The sequence below is a fragment of the Clavibacter michiganensis genome (assembly GCF_016907085.1).
Taxonomy (GTDB): Bacteria; Actinomycetota; Actinomycetes; order Actinomycetales; family Microbacteriaceae; genus Clavibacter; species Clavibacter michiganensis_O.
The window spans coordinates 1,903,074-1,920,228 of sequence record NZ_JAFBBJ010000001.1; the positions used below are offsets into that span (position 1 = coordinate 1,903,074).

Sequence of the window (17,155 nt, forward strand, 5' to 3'; positions counted from 1 at the left end):
CCCCGCGACCCGGACGGCGAGGCTCGATGCGGGCCCGGACCACCGGCGCCCGACCACCGAGGAGGACCATGGACACCCCCATCATCCGGGTACGGGACGTGCGCAAGTCGTACGGCCGCGGCCAGAGCCGCTTCGACGCGCTGAAGGGCGTGAGCCTCGACGTCCGGCAGGGCGAGAGCCTCGCGATCGTCGGCAAGAGCGGATCCGGCAAGTCGACCCTGATGCACACGCTCGCGCTCCTGGACGCGCCGACCTCCGGCACCATCGAGCTGGAGGGCGTCGACACGTCCACCCTCCGCGGGAAGCGACTAGACCGCACGCGGAACCGCACCTTCGGGTTCGTCTTCCAGCAGTTCTTCCTCACCGCGAGCCAGTCTGTGCTCGAGAACGTGATGCTGCCGATGACCATCGCGGGCGTCCCGCGCACCGAGCGTCGGCGCCGCGGCATGGCGGCGCTGGCGCAGCTCGAGCTCGACGGCAAGGCGCGGAACCGGGCGGGCGACCTCTCGGGCGGGCAGAAGCAGCGCACCGTGATCGCCCGGGCCCTGGTCAACGACCCGCGGATCATCTTCGCCGACGAGCCCACGGGCAACCTCGACTCCGCGACGGGCGCCGTGGTGGAGGACATCCTGTTCGCGCTCAACCACGAGCGCGGGATCACGCTCATCATCGTCACGCACGACGAGGACCTCGCGGCCCGCTGCGACCGCCGCATCCTCATCCGCGACGGGCTGATCGTGGAGGACTCCGTGGACGACGGCCCGCGCCCGCACGGCGCGCACGCCGCCGTCGGCTCCGCATCCGGGGCGGTGGCCGCATGAAGCCGCTCGACCTCATCCGGTCCGCCGTCGGCAACACGTTCCGCTCCAAGACGCGGCTCGTCCTCACGATCCTGTCGATCTTCGTGGGCGCGTTCACGCTGACCCTCACCAACGGGATCGGCACCGGCATCGACCGGTACATCGCCTCGACGGTCGGTGCCGTCGGGTCCTCCGACACCATGACCGTCACGCGCACGAGCGACGACGCGGGCGCCGGTCCCGCCGCGAGCGGCCCGCGCGAGTACGACCCCGACACGGTCGCGAGCGGGTCCGTGACCAGCCGCCCCGGCTCGACCGTCGTCGCGCTCACGCCCGACGACATCACGACCATCCAGGGCATCGACGGCGTGCGCGCCGTGCAGCCCACCGTGTCGCTCGCGACCGACTGGATCGCCGCGGGCGACGGCACGAGGTACGTGGTCGGCGCGTCGGGCCTCGCCCCCGGGCAGACGCTGACCCTCACGGCGGGCAGCGCGCCCGACGACGCGTCGTCCGCGCTGCAGGTGGTGCTGCCGACCTCCTACGTGCAGCCGCTGGGCTTCGCGGACGACGCCTCCGCCGTCGGGCAGACCGTGACGCTCGCCGTGACGGACGCCGCCCGCGCCCCGCACACCGTGGACGCGACCGTGGTCGGCGTCGCGGAGGAGAGCATCGCGGCGGCCGGGGGATCCCGCGTCACCGCCAACCAGGCCCTCACGACGGCGCTGTCCACGGCCCAGGACGCGGGCCTCCCCGCGGACCAGGCCGACCGGTACGCGCAGGCCACCGTCTCGTTCGACGCCTCCGCCACGGACGCCGACGTGGACGCGCTGAAGTCGCGCCTCGCCGACGCCGGCTACACGGGCACGACCGTCCAGGACCAGCTCGGCACGTTCCAGACCGTGATCGACGGCATCGTGCTCGTGCTCAACGGGTTCGCGGTCATCGCGCTGCTGGCCGCGTCGTTCGGCATCGTGAACACGCTGTTCATGTCGGTGCAGGAGCGCACCCGGGAGATCGGGCTGATGAAGGCCATGGGCCAGAGCAGCGGCAAGGTGTTCGCGCTGTTCAGCATCGAGGCCGCGTTCATCGGGTTCCTCGGCAGCGCCGTGGGGGTCGTGATCGCGGTGGCCGCGGGCACGGGCATCAGCGCGGCGCTCTCCGGCACGGTGCTGTCGAACCTGCCCGGGCTGACGCTCATCGCGTTCGACCCGGCGTCGATCGCGACCATCGTGCTCGTGGTGATGGCGATCGCGTTCCTCGCCGGCACGCTGCCCGCGGCACGGGCGGCGCGCGCCGATCCGGTGACGTCGCTCCGGTACGAGTAGTCCGCGAGGAGCACCGGCGTCGACCGCGAGGGGGACGACGCCGCGCCGCGGACGGCAGAGGGTGGATGCGGGCCGAACCCCGGCCCGCATCCCCTCATCGCCTCCCGCCCGACGCCTCCCGAGGAGCTCCGCCGTGATCCACCCCGCCCGTGCCGCCGCCGCCCGTCCCGCCCGCCTCGCCCTGGCCGCGTCGCTCACCACCGCCCTCCTCGCCGGATGCGCGACCCCCGCCGCCGAGGCGCCGACGGCCCCGCCCGCGTCCGAATCCGCCGCGCCCTCCGCATCCGCCGCCCCCGCGGTCGACCAGGCCGCCGCCGACGCCGCGTTCACCGCCCTCGAGGAGCGCTTCGGCGCACGCCTCGGCGTGCACGCGGTCGACACCGGGACGGGCGCCGAGGTCTCCTGGCGCGCGGACGAGCGGTTCGCCTACGCATCCACCATCAAGGCCCCGCTCACGGCCGCCCTGCTCGACCGCGTCGGCGTCGCCGGGATGGATCGCGCGGTGCCGATCGAGGCGGCCGACATCCTCTCCTACGCGCCCGTCACCGAGACGCGCGTCGGCGGCACGATGACCCTCCGCGAGCTGGCCGAGGCCGCCATGACCCGGAGCGACAACACGGCCGCGAACCTCCTGCTCGAGGCGCTCGGCGGCCCGGCCGAGCTGGACGCGGCGCTCACGGCCCTCGGCGACGACACGACGGTCGTCTCCCGCACCGAGCCCGACCTCAACGAGGCGACACCCGGCGACGACCGCGACACCACCACCCCGCGCGCCGCCGCCGCGCTGCTCCGCGCCTACGCGCTGGGCGATCCGGGCGCCATCGCGGATCCCCTCGACGCCGACGAGCGCGCCCTGTTCACCGGCTGGCTGCGCGCGACCCAGACCGGCGCCACCCTCGTGCGCGCCGAGCTGCCCACGAACTGGACGGTCGGCGACAAGTCCGGTCTCGGCGAGTACGCGAGCCGCGGCGACGTCGCGGTCATCTGGCGGCCGGACGCCGCGCCCATCGTGATCGCCGTGCACTCCGCGAAGGACCAGCAGGACGCGGACGCCGACGACGCCCTCATCTCCGGCGCCGCGAAGGCCGCGGCGCAGGCGCTGGGCGCGCTCGGCTGACGGACGCGGGCTCGGGCTCGGGCGCAGGCGCAGGCGCCCAGGTCAGCGCCCGCCGTCCTCCGCGAGCAGCGCGAGCGCCCGGGACAGGTCGTCGACCGCGCGCTCGGCCGCCGCATCCGCGCGCGCGTCGCGGCGTGCGAGCCAGGCCCCGATGATCCCCTGCATGCCCGCCACGGCGAGCGCCGCGCACCGCCCGGCGCGGTCCTCGTCGAGACCGGCCGCGGCGAGCCGGCGGCGCGTCTCCTCCACGTAGCGGGCGTGCTCCCAGGCGGGCAGGTCGGCGAGCGCCGGGATCCGCTGCACGGTCGCGGCGAGGTCGAGCAGCACGCGCTGGCGGTCGGGCTCGCGGCGCACCCGGTCGAGCTCGGCGCGGAGGGTCAGGGCGACGACCTCCCCGAGCGGCGCGCCCGCGGGATCCTCGGCGGCCTCCAGCTGCGCGACGACCGCATCGACCTCCTGCCGCAGCAGCGCGCCGAGCAGCTCCTCCCGCACGCCGAAGCAGTAGTGGAAGGCGCCGTGCGCGAGTCCGGCCTCCGCGGTGATCGCCCGCGTGCTCGCCCCGGCGACGCCCGCGACGGCCATCACCCGCACCGCGGCGTCGAGGAGCTCGGCCCGCCGGGCGTCCCGTGATCCGTACGCGCGGGTGCTCTCGGAGGGGGCGTTCATGGGAGAAAGCTACCAACCGCGACAGATTTGGCCAGACGGCCGAATCTGTCGTCTAGCGTCGGAGCATGAGCACCGACCGCCCCACCGCACCCGCCATCCGCACAGCCCGCCCCGCCGACCTCGAGGGCGTGACCCGCGTGCTCGCGGAGGCCTTCGCCGAGGACCCCGTGCTGGGCGGCTTCGTCCCCGCCGGCACGCGGAAGCCCGCTCGACTGGCCCTGCTCTTCGCCGCGCTCCTGCGCAGCGGCCCGCTCCCCGACGGGACGGTCGACGTCGCGGTCGACGCCCGCGGCGGGATCCTCGGCGCGGCCGTCTGGGAGGCACCCGGCGGCATCCCCGCGCACCGGACCCTCCGGCAGGCGCCGACGTTCCTCCGCGCCCTCGGCATCGCCGGGGCGATCCGCGCGGCCGTCCGCCTCAACACCCTCGACCGTGCGCGACCGGGCCTTCCGCACTGGCGGCTCGCCGAGGTCGGAGTGAGCGCGGAGGCGCGGGGCCTCGGCGTCGGATCCGCGCTCCTCGCTCACGGCCTCGCCCGCGTCGACGCCGACGGATCCGCGGCCTACCTCGAGTCGTCGACCGAGCGGAACCGCGCGCTCTACCTCCGCAACGGCTTCGCCGAGCTGGGCGCGCTTACGGGGCTGGCCGGATCGCGACCCGTGGCGATGTGGCGGGCGGCGCGCGTGGAGGCGCCGGCGACTTGACGGCGCGGGATCGGCACGAACGGATCAGACGGGGCAGTGCACCTGCGTGCGCGCGCCGGACCGGTCGATGTCGTGATCGGGCATGGGCTTGCCGCACATGGGGCAGAGGCGCGTCTGCGGTTCCGGCACCGGGTCGTCGGTGTACGGGCCGAGCGGGGGTGCGCCGAGGTACGGGCGCAGGCGCTCGTTGAACCGCTCGACGGCCGCCCCGAAGCCGCGCTCGCGCCGCGGGCCGTCCTGCCGATCTTTACCGCGTGTCATAGTATTCAGTGTACGCGGTATTTCAGCAGGCGGCGAGGAGCGGGCATGGCACACGAGGACGCGACGCGCACGGATCCCCTGGCGCTCGAGAGCCAGCTCTGCTTCGCGGCCGTGCTGGCGGCCAGGTCCGTCGTCGCGCTGTACCGGCCGATCCTCGAGCCGCTCGGCCTCACGCATCCGCAGTACCTCGTGATGCTCGCGCTCTGGGAGCGGGACGGCCGGTCGATCTCCGACCTCGGCGGCGCGCTCGCCCTCGAGCCCGCGACCATCACGCCCCTGCTCAAGCGCCTCCAGTCGGCCGGCCTGCTGGAGCGCGCGCGCAGCGTGGAGGACGAGCGCGTCGTGCGCGTCACGCTCACCGATGCGGGCCGCGCGCTCCGCAGCCAGGCCGAGCGGGTGCCTGCTCAGGTGGCCGAGCGCACGGGCATGACCCCCGCGGAGCTCGGCCGGATCCGCGACGACCTGCACGCGTTCCTCGCGCGCATCGACGCGGCCCCGGATCCCGCTGGCGCCTAGCGCCAGCGACGAACGTCAGGCCAGGCGCCGGAGCAGCTCCGCGTGTCGGTTCGCGAGGATGCGGGCGACCCCCATGGTCTCTTCGACCGAGGCGACACGGGCGGCGCGAGGAGAGTCGACCTCGGTGCCAGGCCGGCTGACGCCTACCGCCTTCTCCTCGCTCTCACTGCGCGCCATGACGATGACGGTAGGCGACCGGCGTGCGGAGATCCGGGCACCCGGCTCGCTGGTACGTTCTCCGGGTAAGCCCCAGGACCATTCGGCCACGCCGGACTCCTGGGGCGATCGTCTTCTTCAGCCACGAGGAGCACACGCCCGCCCGTGACGATTCCCCGCCGGCGACCGTCGCCGCGGCCGCTCTGGGGGACGATGGATCCATGACCCTCCGCGCCGACGGCACCCTGCAGGACGGACGGGCGCTCGTCGGCCCGGTCGACGCCCCCGAGCTGCACGTGATGACGTACAACATCCGGCGCCTGTTCCGGCGGTACCGCCCGGGCAGCCCCGACCGCTGGGCCGACCGCGAGCCGCTCCTCGCCGAGCTGCTGCAGCGTGAGCAGCCGGCGCTCCTCGGCACGCAGGAGGCGATGCCCACGCAGGGGCGCGCGCTGTCGCACGCGCTCGGGCGGCACTACCGGCGGATCGGGCACGGCCGCAACGCCGACGGCCATGGCGAGGGCTGCCCCACCTTCTACGACACGCGCCGCCTCGAGCTCACGAGCTGGCGGCAGGTCGCGCTGTCGGACACGCCCGCGGTCGCCGGATCCCGCAGCTGGGGCAACATGGTGCCGCGCATCGCCGTGGTCGCCGACTTCGTGGACCGCGCCACCGGCCTGCCGCTGCGGCACGTGAACACGCACTTCGACCACCTCTCGCGGCGGTCGCGGGAGGAGTCGGCGCGCATGATCCTCGGGATCGTCGCCGAGGTGCAGGTGCCCACGATCGTCGCGGGCGACACCAACGCGGGCATCGACACGGAGCCGCACCGGCTGCTCCTCGAGCACGGCGCGCTCGTGGACGCGTGGCCCGCCGCGCGCGAGCGCCTCACGCCCGAGTGGGGCACGTGGTCGAACTACAAGGCGCCGAAGCGCACGACCCGCCGGATCGACTGGATGCTCGTGACGCCCGACATCGAGGTGGAGCGCGTCGGCATCAACACCACGCGCATCGGCGGGCGCGCGCCGAGCGACCACGAGGCGCTGCAGGCGGTGGTGCGGTGCTGACGGATCCGACCGCGCCGACACCGGCGGACGCACCGGCACAGCCCGAGGACGTCGCGGCCTTCGCCGGGCTGGCCGGGCTCACCTTCCTACAGCCGCCCCGCGGGATCACGGCGGTCCTCGCCGACGCCGTCCGCGTGATCGGGCTGCTCACGTTCCTCTTCTCCGTGTTCGCGTGGACGGGCACGACCTCGGCGATGTTCGCGCTCGCGCTGCTCGGGCTCGTGGCGCCGCGGGGTCTCGGGGCGCGGCCGGGACTGGATCTCGGCATCGGGATCACGACGCTCGTCTCGGCCGCGAGCAACCGGCTCGACCTCTACGAGCGGCTGCCGTGGTGGGACATCCCCGCGCACCTCGTCACGACGGCGGCCCTCGCCGCGCTCGTGATCCTGCTGGCCGACCGCGCGGGCGTCATGGTCGACCGGCGGCCGCTGCCCCTCGGGATCCTCAGCCTCACGGTGGGCCTCGCGCTCTCGGCGCTGTGGGAGCTCGGCGAGTGGGCGGGGCAGGCGTGGCTGGATCCGCAGATCCTCACCGGGTACTCCGACACGATCGGCGACATGGCGGTCGGCGGGCTGGGCTCGCTGCTGATCGCGCCGCTCATGCCGATGCTGCTGGCGCGGTCGCGGTGGATCACGGAGGCGCCGGCGCGCTGATCCGCTGCCCTCCGCGGAGGAGTGTGACGCCCCGAGGAGAAGTGCTCGCGCCGGGGTTTGGCTCGAGGAGCAGTCGGGTACGGGCCGATCATGCGCTCGCCCGGGAACGACCTCGAGGCCGTCCTGTTCGACCGGGACGGGACGCTCGTCGTCGACGTGCCGTACAACGGGGATCCCGCGCTCGTCGAGCTCATGCCCGGCGCCCGCGAGGCGGTCGACGCCGTGCGCGCCGCAGGACTCCGCATCGGGATGGTGACCAACCAGTCCGGCATCGCGCGCGGCCTCATCACGCGCGAGCAGGCCGCCGCCGTCAACGCGCGCGTGCAGGAGCTGCTCGGCGCGTTCGACCTCGTGCTGCTGTGCCCGCACGGATCCGACGACGGCTGCGACTGCCGCAAGCCCCGGCCCGGCATGGTGCTCGAGGCCTGCCGGACGTGGGGCGTGGATCCGTCGCGCGTCGCGGTCGCGGGCGACATCGCCGCCGACATGGGCGCCGCCCGGGCAGCCGGCGCGCGCGGCGTGCTCGTGCCGACGCCCGTCACGCGCGAGGAGGAGGTGGCCGAGGCGGAGCTGGTGGCCCCGACGATCCTCGACGCGGTGCACCTCCTCATCCACGACCCCGCGCCCCGCAGGGTGCTGGTCGTGCGGCTCGACTCGGTGGGCGACGTGCTCATCTCGGGTCCCGCTGTGCGCGCCGTCGCCGCCGACCCGCGCGTCGAGGTGCACCTGCTCTGCGGTCCGCGCGGCGCGTCCGCCGGCCGGCTGCTGCCCGGCGTCCACGCCGTGCACGTCTGGGATGCGCCGTGGATCTCCTCCCCCGCGCCCGCCGCCGACGCCGCCTCGGTCGACGCCCTGCACGCGATCCTCGCCGAGGTCGACGCCGACGAGGCCGTCATCCTCACGTCCTTCCATCAGTCGCCGCTCCCGCTCGCGCTGCTGCTGCGGCTCGCGGGCGTCGGGCGGATCACAGGCGCGAGCGTCGACTACGCCGGATCCCTCCTCGACGTGCGCCTCAAGCCCGGCGAGGACCTCGACGAGGACCAGCCCGAGCCCGAGCGCACCCTTGCGATCGCCGCCGCGGCCGGCCACGCGCTGCCCGCCGACGACGACGGCCGCCTCGCCGTCCTGCCGGCCGAGCTGCCGCCCGACGTCGAAGCGCTCCTCCCCGACGGCCCGTTCGCGCTCGTGCACCCGGGCGCGGCAGTCGGCGCGCGCTCGTATCCCGCCGACCAGCACCGCGACGCCGTCGCGCTCCTCGTCGAGCGCGGGATCCCCGTGGTCGTCACGGGCGGCCCCGACGAGCGGGACCTCACGGCGCACGTCGCCGGATCCACCGCCCTCGACCTCGGCGGCCGCACCGACCTCGCCGGCCTCGGCGCGCTCATGCGCCGCGCGGCCGTGCTCGTGAGCGGCAACACCGGTCCCGCGCACCTCGCCGCCGCGGTGGGCCTGCCCGTCGTCAGCCTGTTCTCGCCCGTCGTGCCGCCGATCCGCTGGGCGCCGTACCGCGTGCCCGTGATCCTCCTCGGCGACCAGGACGCGGCCTGCAAGCTCAGCCGCGCGCGTGACTGCCCGATCCCGGGCCACCCGTGCCTCGCCGGCGTCGCGCCGGCCGAGGTCGCCGACGCGGTCGAGCGGCTGATGGCGACGAGCCGCGCGGAGGTGCCCGCGTGAGGATCCTGATGTGGCACGTCCACGGCGGCTGGACCGACTCGTTCGTCCTGGGATCCCACGAGATCCTCTTCCCCACCACGCCCGCGCGCGACGCGTGGGGCCTCGGCCGCGGCGGCCGCGCCTGGCCCGCGAGCGCGCGCGAGGTGGATCCGTCGTCCCTGCACGACGCGGATGTCGACCTCGTGCTCCTCCAGCGCGTCGCCGAGATCGCGGAGGCGGAGCGCCTGCTCGGCCGCCGCCTCGGATCCGACGTGCCCGCCGTCTTCCTCGAGCACAACACGCCGCGCGGCGCACCGACCGAGACCGTGCACGCGCTGGCCGGCCGCGATGACATCCCCGTGATCCACGTCACGCGCTTCAACGCGCTCATGTGGGACACCGGCGTCGCGCCGACGACGGTCGTCGAGCACGGCGTGCCCGACCCGGGGCAGCTCTACACGGGCGACGTCGCGTCGTTCGGCGCGGTGATCAACGAGCCCGTGCGCCGCGGCCGCATCACCGGCACCGACCTGCTGCCCGCGTTCGCGGAGGTCGCGCCCGTCGAGGTCTTCGGCATGGGCACGGATCTGCTCCCGGGTGCCTTCCCCGACCTCGGCGAGCGCATCGTGCCGCGCGGCGACCTCCCCACCGCCCGCATGCATCCCGAGCTCGCGCGGCTGCGCGCCTACATCCACCCGCACCGCTGGACCTCGCTCGGCCTGTCGCTGCTCGAGGCGATGCACATGGGGATGCCCGTGCTCGTGCTCGACGCGACCGAGGCGTCGCGCGCGGTGCCACAGGAGGCGGGCGCGATCTCGTCCGACCCCGTCGACCTCGTGCGCACGGCCCGGCTGCTGCTCGCGGATCCCGACGAGGCCGCCCGCCGCGGCCGCGTCGCCCGCGAGGCCGCGCTCGCCCGCTACTCGCTCGGCCGCTTCCTCGCCGAAATGGACGCCGTGCTGCACGACGCCGTGGACGCCGCCGCCGCGCGCCGGTCCCGACGCGCGCCCGCCGGACCCGGCTCCACGACTTCCCCGCACCACCCGCTCGACGAGAGGACGACACGATGAGGATCGCGATGATCTCGGAGCACGCCAGCCCGCTGGCGACGCTCGGCGGCGTGGACGCCGGCGGCCAGAACGTGCACGTGGCCGCGCTGTCGGCCGCGCTCGCGGAGGAGGGCCACACCGTCACCGTCTACACGCGCCGCGACGACGCGGCGCTGCCCGCCCGCGTCGCCTTCGCGCCCGGCGTGGAGGTCGTGCACCTCGACGCCGGACCCGCCCGCGCGGTCCCCAAGGACGAGCTGCTGCCGCACATGGGCGAGCTCGCCGACGGCCTCCTCGCCGACTGGCGCACCGCCCGGCCCGACGTGGTGCACAGCCACTTCTGGATGTCCGGGGTCGCCGCGCTCGACGCCGCCGCGCGCCTCGCATCCTCCCCGGTGGGTGCCGCCGCCGCGCCGCCCGTGCTGCACACCTTCCACGCGCTCGGATCCGTGAAGCGCCGCCACCTCGGCGCCGAGGACACGAGCCCCGCCGCGCGCGCCGAGCTCGAGCCGGGCGTCGGCCGCCGCGCCGACGCCGTCATCGCGACCTGCTCCGACGAGGCCGCCGAGCTCGTGCGCGCGGGCGTCGACGCGGCCCGCATCACCGTGATCCCGTGCGGCGTCGACATCGGGCACTTCACGCCGCGCGAGGACGACGACGCCAGCGACGCCGACCCGGCACGCCCGATGCGAGTGATGGTCGTCGGCCGCCTGGTGCCGCGCAAGGGCGTCGACCTCGCGATCGAGGCGCTCGGGATCCTCGCGCGCCGCGGCCACCGCGACGTCGAGCTGGTCATCGTGGGCGGATCCGGCGACGCCGCGAGCGGAGCCGACGACCCCGAGGCCCGCCGCCTGATGGACGCCGCCCGCGCCGCCGGGGTCGCGGACCGCGTGCGCCTGCACGGCCGCGTCTCCCAGGCCGACATGCCCGCCGTGATGCGCACCGCCGACGTCGTCGTGTGCGCACCCTGGTACGAGCCGTTCGGCATCGTGCCGCTCGAGGCGATGGCGTCCGGCGTGCCCGTCGTCGCGTCGGCCGTGGGCGGCCTCACCGACAGCGTGGTCGACGGCGTCACGGGGATCCTCGTGCCGCCGCGCGACCCCGCGGCCATCGCCGACGCCCTCGGGGAGCTCCTCGCGGATCCCGCCCGCCGTCGCCGCCTCGGCCGCGCCGGCCGCGACCGCATGGAGCACGGCTACGCGTGGTCGACCGTCGCCGCGCGCACCGCCGAGGCGTACGTCGCCGCGATCCAGGCCGCCGCCCCCGACGACCTCCCCGCCGACCCGACCGTGGTCGACGCCCACCTCGACGCGCTCGCCCCCGTGCTCGCCGACCTCCGCACGCACGCGCCGCGCCTCACCGCGTGGGGCCGCGAGATGGCCGACCGACTCAGCCACGGCGCGCGCCTCATCGCGGCCGGCAACGGCGGATCCGCGGCCGAGGCCCAGCACCTCACGAGCGAGCTGGTGGGCCGCTTCGACGGCGACCGCCGCCCGTTCTCCGCGATCGCGCTGCACTCCGAGTCGTCCGCGGTCACGGCGATCGGCAACGACTACGGCTTCGACGAGGTCTTCGCCCGGCAGGTGCACGCGCACGCGCGATCCGGCGACATCGTCGTGCTGCTCTCCACGAGCGGCCGCAGCGAGAACCTGCTCCGGGCCGCCGCCGCCGCGCGCGCCGCGGGAGCGACGACCTGGGCGATGACGGGCCCCGGCCCGAATCCGCTCGTGGAGGCGTGCGACGAGCACATCGCGCTCGACGGGCCGTCGGCCAACGTGCAGGAGGCGCAGCTCGTCGCCGTGCACGCGATCTGCCGCTCGTTCGAGAGCCGGCTGCAGGCGAACGACCGGGCGGCGGCGCGCGCGTCCGCGCCGGTCGCGTCCGTCCCCGTGACGGTCGCGCCCGCGTCCACCACGGCTGCGCCCGCGGAGGTGCCGGCGTGAGGATCGTCGTGGTCGGCGACGTGCTGCTCGACGTCGACATGACCGGCGCCGCCCACCGCCTCAGCCCCGACGCGCCCGTGCCCGTGATCGAGGTCGAGGAGTCGCTGCCCCGCGCGGGCGGCGCAGGCCTCGTCGCCACGATGCTCGCGCGCGACGGCCACGACGTGCGCCTCGTCACCGTGCTCTCCGACGACCATCACTCCGCGACCCTCCGGGAGTGCCTCGACCGGATCGAGGTGGTCGCCGGCCCGTCCGGCGCGCCCACGCCCGTCAAGACCCGCGTGCGCGCCGACGGCCACGCCATCGCCCGCATCGACGAGGGCTGCGCGCCGCCGCCCACGCCCGCCGCGACCGACGCGATGCTGGACGCGATCGCCACCGCCGACGCGATCGTCGTCGCCGACTACGGCCGCGGCGTCACGCGCGATCCCCGCCTCCGGGCCGCCCTCGACGCGCGCGCCGCCGTGGTGCCGCTCGTGTGGGATCCGCACCCCGCGGGCGAGCCGCCCGTCCCGAACACCGCGCTCGCCACCCCGAACCTCGCGGAGGCGCGCGCGTTCTCCGGCGTCGCCGGGCGCGACGTGTCCGCGGCCGCCGACGCCGCCCGCCTGCTCCGCGAGCAGTGGGGGGTCGCCACGGTCGCCGTCACGATGAGCGAGCGCGGCGCCCTGCTCGTGTCGGCGCCCGCGTCGGGCTCGGCCGGCGGATCCATGCCCGTCGTCGTCCCCGCCCCGCTCGTGGCGACCGGCGACCCGTGCGGCGCGGGCGACCGCCTGGCCGCCACGGCCCTCGCGGCGCTGGCCGCGGGATCCTCCGTGGAGGACGCCGTGCGCGACGCCGTCGCCGCGGCCGCCGAGTACGTGGACGCGGGCGGCGTCGCCACCCTCGTCGGCCCGCCCGCCGCGCGCCCCATCGGCGGCCACGCGGCGAGCGCCCTCCAGGTAGTGCGCGCGACCCGCGCCGCCGGCGGCACCGTCGTCGCGACGGGCGGCTGCTTCGACCTCGTGCACGCCGGCCACGCCCGCACCCTCGCCGCGGCCCGCGCGCTCGGCGACTGCCTCGTCGTGCTCCTCAACTCGGATGACTCGGTGCGCCGCCTCAAGGGACCCGAGCGCCCGATCATGACCGAGGAGGACCGCGTCGACCTGCTGATGTCGCTCGGCGTGGTGGATGCGGTGGTGCTCTTCTCCGAGGACACCCCCGAAGAGGCGCTGCGCTCCATCAAGCCCGACCTCTGGGTCAAGGGCGGCGACTACCGCGCCGAGGACCTCCCCGAGTCGGCGGTCATCGCCGAGTGGGGCGGCCAGGCCGTGACCGTGCCGTACCACCCGGGCCGCTCCACCACGAAGCTCGCGGGCGCCCTCGCCCGCGTCGGCTGACCCCTCATCCGCTCCACTCCCCGAACCACCGCTCCACGGAAGGAACACCCATGACCGACTCCCCCCGCCCCAGCACCGGCCGCGTCCTCATCACCGGAGGCGCGTCCGGGCTCGGCGCCGCGGTCGCGCAGGCGGTCCTCGCGGCCGGCGGCGAGCCCATCGTGCTCGACCTCGACACCTCGAGCGTCACCGGCATGGAGGCGCACCGCATCGACGTCTCCGACACCCGCGCCACCGAGGCGCTCGTCACCGAGATCGCGCAGGCGCACGGCGGGCTGGATGCCGTCGTCACCGCCGCGGGCATCGACCGCTGCGGCCGCCTCGTCGACGTCGCCCCCACCGAGTGGGAGAAGGTCATCGGCGTGAACCTCATGGGCACCGTCGCCGTCGTCCGCGCGGCGCTGCCGTTCCTCACCGAGTCGCACGGCCGCGTCGTCACCGTCGCGTCGTCGCTCGCCATCAAGGCCGTCTCGGATGCGACCGCCTACTGCGCATCGAAGTTCGGCGTGCTCGGCTTCACGCGCGCGCTGGCCGCCGAGACGAAGGGCGAGGTCGGCGTGACCACCCTGATCCCCTCGGGCATGAAGACGCACTTCTTCGACGACCGCGACCCGAAGTACAAGCCCGGCTCCGACGCGAACCTCAACGACCCGGCCGCCGTCGCCGACTCGGTGATGTTCATCCTCGGACAGCCCCGCGGCTGCGAGATCCGCGAGCTCGTCATCACGCACGAGCTCGAGGACAGCTGGCCGTGAGTCGCGGCTGACACGCGGCACCCGCGCGCATGAGACGAGCCCGGCCCGCATCGCGCGGGGCCGGGCTCGTATCGTCTGGGGCCCGAGATCCCTGGAGGTTTTGGTGACTACTTTCACGGCACTGTCGCTCCAGCTAACGTGCCCTTTTCGGCCTTACTTTCCTCGCCAGGACGCACAGGCAAGTTGCCCGACGCCACTGGACAACGCCATCGCCATACGGTTACATATGAATAATTATGGCGACTCCCATGACCGACCCCACTGGCACGAACGAACTCAAGCTTCCGGCTCCAGCACGTAAATCTTCTCGTGAGCTAGCGAGCCGCGGTGGCGGCAAGGTTTTTGCCGTACCGGTCGAAGAAAGCACTTCCATCCCGAAAGGCGTGACACCGGGTGCGACTCGAACCGAAGCCGCCTCAGCAGGACACGCCACGCCGTCACCCGATGAATTATTTACTGAGAACACATCATCCGTTAGCGAGCCGGCGGGAGTAGATGATGAAGTTGAGACGGAGCAAGATTCTGACAAGGTATGGGTGGAGATCCCCTCTCCTCCTAACCTCAAGTCAAATTCGGGTGACATTTGGCACTACACAGACGCGGCTGGCTTAGTCGGCATATTAACCAGCAACACCCTGCGCGCCACCGCACTGACTGCACTAAATGATTCCGCTGAGTTCACACATGGGTGGGAGCTCCTAGAGGACATAAGTGATGCGGTGCAGAAATCGAAATGGGTCAACCCGATTCAAAAGCGATATGTCAAGGGAATATTGGAACTTGCGAGCGAACTAGCAAAAGATCCTGGACTTTTCGTCCTGTGTGCTTCAGAAGCTGCAAATTCACTTGCCCAATGGCGGGCTTACGGCAACGGCAAAGGACACGCCCTGCTTCTCGAATCGGGAAGCGAACTTGCGGTGCTGGGTAAACAAGACGTGGCTTTTACTGTCGATAGCCTCCAGCAACGCTGGAGTCGCGTTCTCTACAGGGAAGACGAACAGCGCGACTTCTTGCTCCGCGTACTTGGGTACTTGGCTTACCTGACACCCGTTCCCGAAGAGCACGTGACGAGAAGCGTTGAACACCATAGAGCCGAGGCCATGGTGGTTGTAAACGCCGTAGCCCATTGTAAGGAACCAAGCTTTAGCGAAGAACAAGAAGTGCGAATCATAGTTGGTGCACCAAGCGTCGAGGATATCCACTTTAGGGACGGCGCTACGGGCGTAACTCCATATTTAAATCTTACCGGCCCGGGCAGCCCCTCGCGTCGATCGGTCAGCGACCCCCGCACTCTGCCCGTAAATGCCATAGTTGTCGGTCCTTTTGTTAATCGAGAGGCTTCCAAGCTAGGAGTCGTCAGCCTCCTACGAACTGCTGGATACTCAGACATTAATGTAGAAGTTTCTCAGTCCACACTGAGGTAACCCGAAAGTCGACAAGGCGCCACGTATTCGCGTAATGCAGATCGGGGGACCGTCTCTTTCATAGGGACGGCGTATTGTCACGGCCGCACCAGCGTCACGCCGCGCTCCGCCGAGAACCGCGCGAACTCCGCGACCCCGAGCCGCGCATCCGCCGCAGTGGATCCGATGCCCGACGGGTTGTGGAACGTGGCCGTCTCCCCGTCGAACGCGTGCACCAGCACGAGGTGCCCGCCGCGCCGGGTCGCCGGCCGCTCCGGGTAGCGGATCTCCGACGACACCGACGCGAGCACCACCCGCCCGTCGCCCACCTCGGCGAGCAGCTCGGGCACGTCGATCCGCGGGTGCACGACCGCCTCGATCCCGAAGTCGTCGCGCACCCACTCCGCGAACGGCCGGTAGTACAGGCCGCCGACCTCGTCGCCGTCGCGGGTGAGGGCTCCGCGCGCGACGGCCCGGCTGATCAGCTCGTGCATCGGCAGGGCGCCGGCCGACGGGATCCACGCCCGCAGCACCGAGCGCAACCCCGCGAGCCCGCAGCGAGCGGACGGCCGCACCCGACCGTCCCCTGACCGTCCGGCCGTGAGCGGACATCGGCCGACGGGCCCAGGGAAGCGTCGGATAGCTTCCAGGGAGCGGACATCCGCAGAAAACTGGACAAAATGACGCACCACCCCCGCCCCATCCGCTCCGTGACCACCCTCATCCTGGGTCTCGCCCTCACCGCCGGGATCCTCACCGCAGCATCCCCCGCCAGCGCCGCCACCACCGGCCCGGCCCCGACCGTCGCGAGCGCCGCTCCGACCGTCTCCGACGCCCGGCTCCGCTTCGGCGTCGCCACCCCCGGCGGCCCGACCGACACCGGCGAGCTCGACGCCGTCGCCCAGCAGGTCGGCGAGGACCCGAGCATCGTGCTCGCGTACGCCGACTTCACGCAGGCGCCGCCCATCGCGGCCCTCGACTCGGTCGCCGCGCGCGGCGCCGAGACGCTCCTCACCTGGGAGCCGTGGAAGGCCGGTGCCGGCGTGGACCAGCCCGCGTTCACGAACGCGAGCATCGCCGCGGGCGACCACGACGCCTACATCCGCGAGTGGGGCGCCGCCCTCGCGAAGTGGGGCGGACCCGTCTCCCTCCGCTACGCGCACGAGATGAACGGCGACTGGTACCCGTGGGCCGACGGCGTCAACGGCAACGCGCCGGGCTCCTACGCCGCCGCCTGGAAGCACGTGCACGACGTCGTCGTGGGCGCCGGCGCGACCAACGTGCGCTGGGTGTGGACGCCGAACGTGCCCTACACCGGATCCACCGCCCTCGCCGGGCTCTACCCGGGCGCCGGCTACGTCGACGTCGTCGGTCTCGACGGCTACAACTGGGGCTCCGTCGCCGGCCAGAGCTGGACCGCGCCGAGCGACCTGTTCGGTGCCGGGCTCACGCAGCTGCGCGCCATCGCGCCGGGGAAGCCGATCATCATCGCGGAGACCGCGTCCTCCGAGGTCGGCGGGTCCAAGGCCCAGTGGGACGGCGAGCTCGTCTCCTTCCTGCAGGCCCAGACCGACGTCCAGGCGTTCGTCTGGTTCGACATGGACAAGGAGGCGGACTGGCGCATCGGCAGCTCCGCGTCGTCCGCCACCGCCATCCGCGACGCGCTCGCCGCCCGTCGCGTCTAGTAGCCGTTCAGCCCCCTCCA

General features: G+C 73.6%; 18 protein-coding genes and 1 pseudogene. 15 read left to right on the plus strand and 4 right to left on the minus strand.

Annotated features, from left to right (window positions below; all coding sequences use genetic code 11):
- Positions 1-68: 68 nt before the first annotated feature.
- From JOE38_RS08735 to bla, 3 genes are all read left to right on the plus strand, one after another.
- Entirely contained in the window at positions 69-821 is a 753-nt protein-coding gene (locus JOE38_RS08735; protein WP_204575768.1) for an ABC transporter ATP-binding protein, read from the plus strand.
- The gene (locus JOE38_RS08740; RefSeq protein WP_204575769.1) at positions 818-2,128 is read left to right on the plus strand and encodes an ABC transporter permease; all 1,311 of its coding nucleotides are present in this window, start codon (positions 818-820) and stop codon (positions 2,126-2,128) included. Before JOE38_RS08735 ends, JOE38_RS08740 begins: the two co-directional genes overlap by 4 nt.
- Before the next feature lie 133 nt (positions 2,129-2,261).
- A complete protein-coding gene (bla, locus tag JOE38_RS08745; protein ID WP_204575770.1) occupies positions 2,262-3,245 on the plus strand; it encodes a class A beta-lactamase in 984 nt (327 codons plus the stop codon).
- 42 nt (positions 3,246-3,287) lie between these two features.
- On the opposite strand, the gene JOE38_RS08750 is transcribed toward bla, so the two are convergent.
- Positions 3,288-3,911: a TetR/AcrR family transcriptional regulator gene (locus JOE38_RS08750; protein WP_204575772.1), complete on the minus strand. Its 624-nt coding sequence runs from the start codon at positions 3,909-3,911 to the stop codon at positions 3,288-3,290.
- Between the two features lie 65 nt (positions 3,912-3,976).
- On the opposite strand from JOE38_RS08750, the gene JOE38_RS08755 reads away from it, so the two are divergent.
- Entirely contained in the window at positions 3,977-4,615 is a 639-nt protein-coding gene (locus tag JOE38_RS08755; RefSeq protein ID WP_204575774.1) for a GNAT family N-acetyltransferase, read from the plus strand.
- Between the two features lie 24 nt (positions 4,616-4,639).
- Here JOE38_RS08755 and JOE38_RS08760 read toward each other — a convergent pair whose 3' ends face one another.
- Positions 4,640-4,876 carry a hypothetical protein gene (locus tag JOE38_RS08760; RefSeq protein ID WP_204575776.1) on the minus strand — a complete coding sequence of 79 codons (237 nt, stop codon included), beginning with the start codon at positions 4,874-4,876 and terminating at the stop codon, positions 4,640-4,642.
- A 45-nt stretch (positions 4,877-4,921) separates the two neighbouring features.
- Here JOE38_RS08760 and JOE38_RS08765 point away from each other — a divergent pair, with 45 nt between their 5' ends.
- The gene (locus JOE38_RS08765; protein WP_204575778.1) at positions 4,922-5,392 is read left to right on the plus strand and encodes a MarR family winged helix-turn-helix transcriptional regulator; all 471 of its coding nucleotides are present in this window, start codon (positions 4,922-4,924) and stop codon (positions 5,390-5,392) included.
- Between the two features lie 15 nt (positions 5,393-5,407).
- Here the strand turns inward: JOE38_RS08765 and JOE38_RS08770 are convergent, their stop codons facing one another.
- Entirely contained in the window at positions 5,408-5,569 is a 162-nt protein-coding gene (locus JOE38_RS08770; RefSeq protein WP_156032179.1) for a hypothetical protein, read from the minus strand.
- A gap of 200 nt (positions 5,570-5,769) precedes the next feature.
- Here JOE38_RS08770 and JOE38_RS08775 point away from each other — a divergent pair, with 200 nt between their 5' ends.
- The 9 genes and pseudogenes from JOE38_RS08775 (at position 5,770) to JOE38_RS08810 (ending at position 15,471) form a co-directional block, all read left to right on the plus strand.
- Entirely contained in the window at positions 5,770-6,615 is an 846-nt protein-coding gene (locus JOE38_RS08775) for an endonuclease/exonuclease/phosphatase family protein (protein ID WP_204575780.1), read from the plus strand.
- Positions 6,609-7,268 (plus strand): hypothetical protein, encoded by a 660-nt coding sequence (locus JOE38_RS08780; protein WP_204575781.1) that lies wholly within the window; start codon positions 6,609-6,611, stop codon positions 7,266-7,268. Before JOE38_RS08775 ends, JOE38_RS08780 begins: the two co-directional genes overlap by 7 nt.
- A 90-nt stretch (positions 7,269-7,358) precedes the next feature.
- Positions 7,359-7,850 (plus strand): annotated as a pseudogene (locus JOE38_RS15750) (D-glycero-alpha-D-manno-heptose-1,7-bisphosphate 7-phosphatase); the annotation flags it as partial.
- Between the two features lie 27 nt (positions 7,851-7,877).
- Positions 7,878-8,942 carry a glycosyltransferase family 9 protein gene (locus tag JOE38_RS08785; protein WP_307838905.1) on the plus strand — a complete coding sequence of 355 codons (1,065 nt, stop codon included), beginning with the start codon at positions 7,878-7,880 and terminating at the stop codon, positions 8,940-8,942.
- On the plus strand, positions 8,939-9,991 hold the full coding sequence (locus JOE38_RS08790; protein ID WP_204575785.1) for a glycosyltransferase: 1,053 nt from the start codon (positions 8,939-8,941) through the stop codon (positions 9,989-9,991). The genes JOE38_RS08785 and JOE38_RS08790 overlap by 4 nt, the downstream gene beginning before the upstream one ends.
- Positions 9,988-11,913, plus strand: coding sequence for a glycosyltransferase (locus JOE38_RS16005; RefSeq protein ID WP_204575787.1), 1,926 nt, complete (start codon positions 9,988-9,990; stop codon positions 11,911-11,913). The genes JOE38_RS08790 and JOE38_RS16005 overlap by 4 nt, the downstream gene beginning before the upstream one ends.
- Complete coding sequence (locus JOE38_RS08800) at positions 11,910-13,292, plus strand: PfkB family carbohydrate kinase (RefSeq protein ID WP_204575789.1); 1,383 nt, start codon at positions 11,910-11,912, stop codon at positions 13,290-13,292. Before JOE38_RS16005 ends, JOE38_RS08800 begins: the two co-directional genes overlap by 4 nt.
- Before the next feature lie 50 nt (positions 13,293-13,342).
- Complete coding sequence (locus JOE38_RS08805) at positions 13,343-14,047, plus strand: SDR family oxidoreductase (protein WP_043584090.1); 705 nt, start codon at positions 13,343-13,345, stop codon at positions 14,045-14,047.
- 248 nt (positions 14,048-14,295) lie between these two features.
- The gene (locus JOE38_RS08810; RefSeq protein WP_204575791.1) at positions 14,296-15,471 is read left to right on the plus strand and encodes a DUF2971 domain-containing protein; all 1,176 of its coding nucleotides are present in this window, start codon (positions 14,296-14,298) and stop codon (positions 15,469-15,471) included.
- Between the two features lie 77 nt (positions 15,472-15,548).
- On the opposite strand, the gene JOE38_RS08815 is transcribed toward JOE38_RS08810, so the two are convergent.
- Positions 15,549-16,025 (minus strand): hypothetical protein, encoded by a 477-nt coding sequence (locus JOE38_RS08815; protein ID WP_307838851.1) that lies wholly within the window; start codon positions 16,023-16,025, stop codon positions 15,549-15,551.
- 105 nt (positions 16,026-16,130) lie between these two features.
- Between JOE38_RS08815 and JOE38_RS08820 the strand changes: the two genes are divergently transcribed.
- Positions 16,131-17,135: a glycoside hydrolase family 26 protein gene (locus JOE38_RS08820; protein ID WP_204575793.1), complete on the plus strand. Its 1,005-nt coding sequence runs from the start codon at positions 16,131-16,133 to the stop codon at positions 17,133-17,135.
- Positions 17,136-17,155 lie beyond the last annotated feature (20 nt).

Excerpts from the sequence above, each read along its gene's own strand:
- JOE38_RS08735 (WP_204575768.1), top strand. The coding sequence starts at position 69 with ATGGACACCCCCATCATCCGGGTACGGGACGTGCGCAAGTCGTACGGC.
- JOE38_RS08740 (WP_204575769.1), top strand. The coding sequence starts at position 818 with ATGAAGCCGCTCGACCTCATCCGGTCCGCCGTCGGCAACACGTTCCGC.
- JOE38_RS08750 (WP_204575772.1), bottom strand. The coding sequence starts at position 3,911 with ATGAACGCCCCCTCCGAGAGCACCCGCGCGTACGGATCACGGGACGCC.
- JOE38_RS08755 (WP_204575774.1), top strand. The coding sequence starts at position 3,977 with ATGAGCACCGACCGCCCCACCGCACCCGCCATCCGCACAGCCCGCCCC.
- JOE38_RS08760 (WP_204575776.1), bottom strand. The coding sequence starts at position 4,876 with ATGACACGCGGTAAAGATCGGCAGGACGGCCCGCGGCGCGAGCGCGGC.
- JOE38_RS08765 (WP_204575778.1), top strand. The coding sequence starts at position 4,922 with ATGGCACACGAGGACGCGACGCGCACGGATCCCCTGGCGCTCGAGAGC.
- JOE38_RS08770 (WP_156032179.1), bottom strand. The coding sequence starts at position 5,569 with ATGGCGCGCAGTGAGAGCGAGGAGAAGGCGGTAGGCGTCAGCCGGCCT.
- JOE38_RS08775 (WP_204575780.1), top strand. The coding sequence starts at position 5,770 with ATGACCCTCCGCGCCGACGGCACCCTGCAGGACGGACGGGCGCTCGTC.
- JOE38_RS16005 (WP_204575787.1), top strand. The coding sequence starts at position 9,988 with ATGAGGATCGCGATGATCTCGGAGCACGCCAGCCCGCTGGCGACGCTC.
- JOE38_RS08805 (WP_043584090.1), top strand. The coding sequence starts at position 13,343 with ATGACCGACTCCCCCCGCCCCAGCACCGGCCGCGTCCTCATCACCGGA.
- JOE38_RS08810 (WP_204575791.1), top strand. The coding sequence starts at position 14,296 with ATGACCGACCCCACTGGCACGAACGAACTCAAGCTTCCGGCTCCAGCA.
- JOE38_RS08820 (WP_204575793.1), top strand. The coding sequence starts at position 16,131 with ATGACGCACCACCCCCGCCCCATCCGCTCCGTGACCACCCTCATCCTG.